At 38.7% G+C, this 5,213-nt stretch carries 3 protein-coding genes; 1 reads left to right on the forward strand and 2 read right to left on the reverse strand.

The window, feature by feature from the left end; all coding sequences use genetic code 11:
- Nucleotides 1-103: 103 nt before the first annotated feature.
- Nucleotides 104-742, forward strand: coding sequence for a hexitol phosphatase HxpB (gene hxpB, locus AACX38_RS14025; RefSeq protein WP_228864643.1), 639 nt, complete (start codon nt 104-106; stop codon nt 740-742).
- A 162-nt stretch (nt 743-904) separates the two neighbouring features.
- Here the strand turns inward: hxpB and AACX38_RS14030 are convergent, their stop codons facing one another.
- Nucleotides 905-3,187: an alkaline phosphatase family protein gene (locus AACX38_RS14030; RefSeq protein WP_228864644.1), complete on the reverse strand. Its 2,283-nt coding sequence runs from the start codon at nt 3,185-3,187 to the stop codon at nt 905-907.
- 416 nt (nt 3,188-3,603) lie between these two features.
- Complete coding sequence (locus tag AACX38_RS14035) at nt 3,604-4,470, reverse strand: DUF817 domain-containing protein (protein ID WP_228864645.1); 867 nt, start codon at nt 4,468-4,470, stop codon at nt 3,604-3,606.
- Nucleotides 4,471-5,213 lie beyond the last annotated feature (743 nt).

Genomic DNA, 5,213 nt, shown 5'->3' on the forward strand with positions numbered 1-5,213 from the left:
ATTATAACCTGATGAATCTTAAATTTAATAAAACGCAAAAAAGATGATTTTATTGCTATAGAAAAACAAAAACAACCTTATATAACCAAGCAAGGAGATAATGATGAAAGCAGTTATTTTCGATATGGATGGTGTACTGATTAACTCTGAGCCACTATGGAAAAAATCTGGCATGCTCGTTTTAAATCATTATGGTGTTCCAGTCACCTATGATGAAATGTTTAATATGACAGGGATACCCGTACCAGGTATGGTAGATAGAGCCTGCCAGCTTTATAATAAAAATGATTTAAATAAATCTGAAATTGTAAAAGAATTTTTCAAAAAAGGGATTAAATTAATTCTTACAGAAAAACCAATTATGGATGGTGTAGTGGAATGCTTGGAACGATTAGCGCAAAAAAATATTAAGATTGGTATTGCCTCTGCTTCTCCGTTATCCCTGCTGTTAAATATAGTCGAACAATGTGATATCGCTAAATATTTTGACTATATCTCCTCAGCAGACGATATGCCATATAATAAACCTCATCCCATGGTCTATCTCAATGCTGCGGAAAAATTAAATATTTCACCTAAAGAATGCATAGGAATAGAAGATTCAAAAACCGGTATGATTGCAGTTAAAGCAGCCTCCATGAAGTGCGTTGTTATACCAAATAGCATTGAGTACGATCACTCATACTGGGATGTTGCCGACTGGAAAATAAAAACCATTTCTGAATTAAAAAATATCATCTAATTACCCAGAATTAAACATAGCTCTCATTATTTAAGGTATATGGAGAACTTTTTTTTCAAAAAAACTTAATATTCAATATGTTTTTTACCGGTTATATATACCCAATATTTAATAGCAACAAATCAGCGTCAGATAACTATCGGACGCTGATAATAATTTATCTCAATTTTTTGAGTGAACAGCATTAAGTCGGATCTCCAGTTTATCCAAAGCCTGTGTTGCCAGCCGGATGCTTCCAAGGGTGCAAATGCACTGAGCTTCCTGCTCTATTTCTTCAGGGGATAAAACACCTGTACAAAGTGTGTACACAATGCGAGTAATAAAGAGCTGATGTAACTCATTCATGGGCATGTCGAGCTGTTTAGGATCAAGCTCAGGAGCCTGTACACTGAGTGGTATGTCTTTACGGAGATGCTCAGCCTGAAATACCGATTCAAAACTCGCAGCTGCCCGTATGCGATCACCTAACCACCAATTCGATGCCGGTATTCCCTGCCATTGCAACAAGGTTGAAAGAAATGATGTGGCATCATATTGTCGCCCTTCTTGTACTGAACGAAAGACTGTCGAATTTTCTATCCAGGGTGAAATGAGCACCGTCGGGACACGTACCCCAAGCAAATCAAAGCCAAAACCTCCCTCAGTATCATTACGATAAGCATTATTGGTATAAGGAGGTGGAACGTGATCATAGATGCCACCGTGCTCATCGAAAGTGATGATCAGCAGTGTCTGATCGAAGTCTGGTCCCTGACGCAAAGCATTGTAGATGTCCGCCACCATTTTTAAGCCGGGTGCCATATCTGATGGAGGGTGACAGGAGTTTGGAACCATTCCTGATGAGTTTCCAAGCCATGCGGGTTCAATGAAACTGAACGCGGGTAATGTGCCTGCTTTGGCTGATGATATAAATTCACTGATATCAGTGTTGTAATGGTCAGTTTCCTGATCAACTTCTTTGATATGCCCTTTTAAAAATAATTGATTAGTATATTTCAGTCCTCCCCATGTAGCGTGATAATAAAGTTTCCAGTCCTTAATACCGTGAGCCCATAACACATCCCAGACTGAGGGACGACGAGGAAACTTAGGCCACGAAATATAGGTGTCTCCGGATTCGAAGTTCTCCGTTTTGCTGAAAGATGATCCTGTTAGCGAAAAAGCGCGGTTCGGATCAGTAGGCCCCGGCAAAGAGCAGAACCAAGTATCGGAAACCGCATATTGCTTCGCCAGCAGACTCATTGGTTCCAGCATACTAGGATCGTAATAATGCATAACCTCATCAGGCGATTTTCCTCGGGAACCATAACTCTTGACGAAACCTTTCATTTCTGGAATATGCCCAGCATTGGGATCTGCGCCATCAAATAATTGTTGAATAATACCTGAGTATGAGTGATCGGGATCACCTTTTGGGTAATCCACACTTTGTACAGAGAATTTGGTCTGATAATAGCGCTGACCATTTTTGTCTGCATTCCAGTTCGTATTACTGGCGCCATCAAAAGGCTTATCAGACCCAATAAATTTTCCGACTTTATCCACGGTATAAAGATCACCGCACATATGGTCTAAGGAGCGATTTTCCAGCATCAGATAGACCACTTTTTTGATCCGTTGCCGCATCCAGGGAATTGTGCCCGGGCCATCAGCTCCGCTCTGTACTCCTGTTGGCAACTCTAATGGAACAAGCGGTGTTAGACCAAACAGTACGGTGTCAGCAGGTAAGGCACTCTTCCAGACGGTGATCGTTTTTGAAGGTAAACCCGGATGTGCCAGCGTTGGATCAACAGGCCACAAGGTAATATCGCGGGAATCAGGATCCCAGCCGACAATTCTGTCACCCATCGTGCAAAGTTTCGTGCTCGGGTCAATTGTCCACTGCATACCGGGAATTTGTGGTTCAGGCAGAATATCAGAGGCATTTCCGCCATCAAACATCCACGTCCGGCACTGACCATCATTCCTGTCCCGGCTGACGACATAACCTGCAACGGGTATTAAATCCGCATTCGTGATTGTTTGCCAGTGTCCGGTAATATTCTGTGGGCTATCGGCAGTAAGCATCAATGTATTACTGAATGGATCGAAACGTCGGCATTGATAGGCACCGGTATCTGGCTTGTATAACAGCAAGTAATTGCCTAAAGGAATAATTTCTGTCGAAGGATCCAGCTCAGCACTCAGGTCTCCTTGTGTTATCAGAGACGGCAGAAAATCTGACTGAGCGATATCGACTTGCCACAAACGGAACTGGTTGGATGCGATTTCCCTGTCGATAACATAGTTACCAATGGGAATAAGTTGATGCCCTGATTTCACTGTCTGCCAATTGCCTGACTTAACTAAATGAAGCTCAGCAATATCAGAGTCAATAAACTGGTAAAGATTCCAGTCACCGGTTGAGGGTGTCCATTGGACAAGGAATTCATATGTAAGGGACATTGAACTTTCTCTCTATTGTGTGTTAGTCAGGTAATAGCATCTTTTATTTAAAATATTTGATGCTATTTAGAATGATTTTTAATAAATGCTTTCATTTAATTTATTGTTTTTATTAAATGTAATTTAAGATCATTAACCCAAGGTCATTTTTAATGAAAAATTAATTTAATTAAAAGTATAGTTGCAAATATAAAAACATAAAAATAAACAACAAAAAAAGAGCGGTTAATTTATTAGGATTTATATAAATGAATATATTAAACACTTACCAATCTATTAAAATAAATAGATTTTAACACTCAAAGCCAATGCAATAGATGTAAAAATAAATATATTAATAGTTATATCACACCTCATCGACCTGAGTGGACAATGGTGGGGTGATTTTCTGAACCCCACCACTTGGCAAAACTACCCTAACGGGCAATTGCCACACTTGATTTGATATGTTTAAGGTGGACAACAATCGTAAAGGTCACAACGACCAATAATGACCATGCTCCCCACTTCCCTGCATGAACAACAGACCAAGCGCCTAACTGATTAGGATATTGCCAAACCCCAAAAAAGGTTCCGAAGTTTTCCGCTAACCAGATAAAAAAGCCAATTAATATAAACGATAATAATAGCGGCATTTTTCGTTCTTTATCCAATGGCGTATAAAAAATAGTGCCACGGGCATACAACCCAAAAATAAAAGCCGTCAGGTACCAGCGATAATCATCAATATAATGATGGCTAAAGAAATTGATATAAATAGCCAGCGCTACCAATGTTGCCATCCAGTACGGTGGATAATGCTCAATGCGCACTTTAAAGAAGCGCCATGACTGTATAATAAAGCTCCCGACAGCGGCATACATAAAACCTGTAAACAACGGAACTCCCCAAAGTTTAGTGAACGCGGCATCAGGATATTGCCATGAACTGATAGAAGCTGATGTTTTAAATAACTCCATGATAAAACCAACTAAGTGGAACACACATATCGCTTTAAATTCATCCCATGTTTCAAGCTTGAATCGTATTAACAATGCCTGAAAGGCTACTGCAAAGACCAACAGCACATCATAACGCGGTATATCCAAGATACCTTTTGCCGGCACTAAAAATAAAGCTAAAAAAAAGAAACCGGCAAATAAACACGAACGGGCATTAATCAAACCAAAGAAAAGAAACTCTAAAATAAACCGTTTAACACCTGTGCTATTATTGGGCTTATGCTCCATTAATATTTTGTCAATTCTATTCAGAACATTAAATTTCTGGTACATACTTTCCATTCAATTAACCTATTGTTGTTAATTCACTACAGTAATCCCTATTTCACGTCACAAATTCTAACAAAATATGGCATGTTATACACTTCGTCTTTCAGGTTACTTTTTTATTATCTGCACTCGCTCACCCATGCCACCGCGATGCATCTTGAAATCCATTGTGTATAAAGAGCTAATATTGATTTTTCTGGTAATCGCCTGCTCTTTTATCCCGAATTACAGACTTAACCGTTGTGTTCGTAAGGCTCACTAAAACAGAAATCACAGACTTCCTTACAAACATTTCTCATCTATTTAATCTTCAATCAGCAAAAACCTCTATAATGCTGCACTAAAATCAGCCGCTTCTGTTTCCAGCAAATAAACAACCAACACGTTAAAAAAACAAAGATGATAACTTGATGTAAATCAATTCAGTCATTATTGACGAAACGAAAAGTACCAGCCTCATCCAATATATCCAGCATAAAAATAGTTATACCAGATAAAAAATAACATATCCCGTAGCTAAAATGACCAGAAAAACTTCACAATCATGAGTTATGATCATGCAGTAATAAATAAAAACAGAATCATTCACTGATAAACATTAACTATTTTTCATGAGGAAGGATGTTGAAAGATTGCGAGATTATCTGTAATGATACCATGATGAATTATACCCACTAAGTCGTAAATGACAGTCTGAAATATTACGGAATCAATTACAAATAACTTGTAAACGGAATACATTCGTATAATTTATT

It is taken from the genome of Xenorhabdus sp. PB30.3 (assembly GCF_963895965.1).
Taxonomy (GTDB): Bacteria; Pseudomonadota; Gammaproteobacteria; order Enterobacterales; family Enterobacteriaceae; genus Xenorhabdus; species Xenorhabdus stockiae.

Coding starts and splice junctions, on each gene's coding strand:
- AACX38_RS14030 (WP_228864644.1), bottom strand. CDS start 3,187: ATGTCCCTTACATATGAATTCCTTGTCCAATGGACACCCTCAACCGGT.
- AACX38_RS14035 (WP_228864645.1), bottom strand. CDS start 4,470: ATGGAAAGTATGTACCAGAAATTTAATGTTCTGAATAGAATTGACAAA.
- hxpB (WP_228864643.1), top strand. CDS start 104: ATGAAAGCAGTTATTTTCGATATGGATGGTGTACTGATTAACTCTGAG.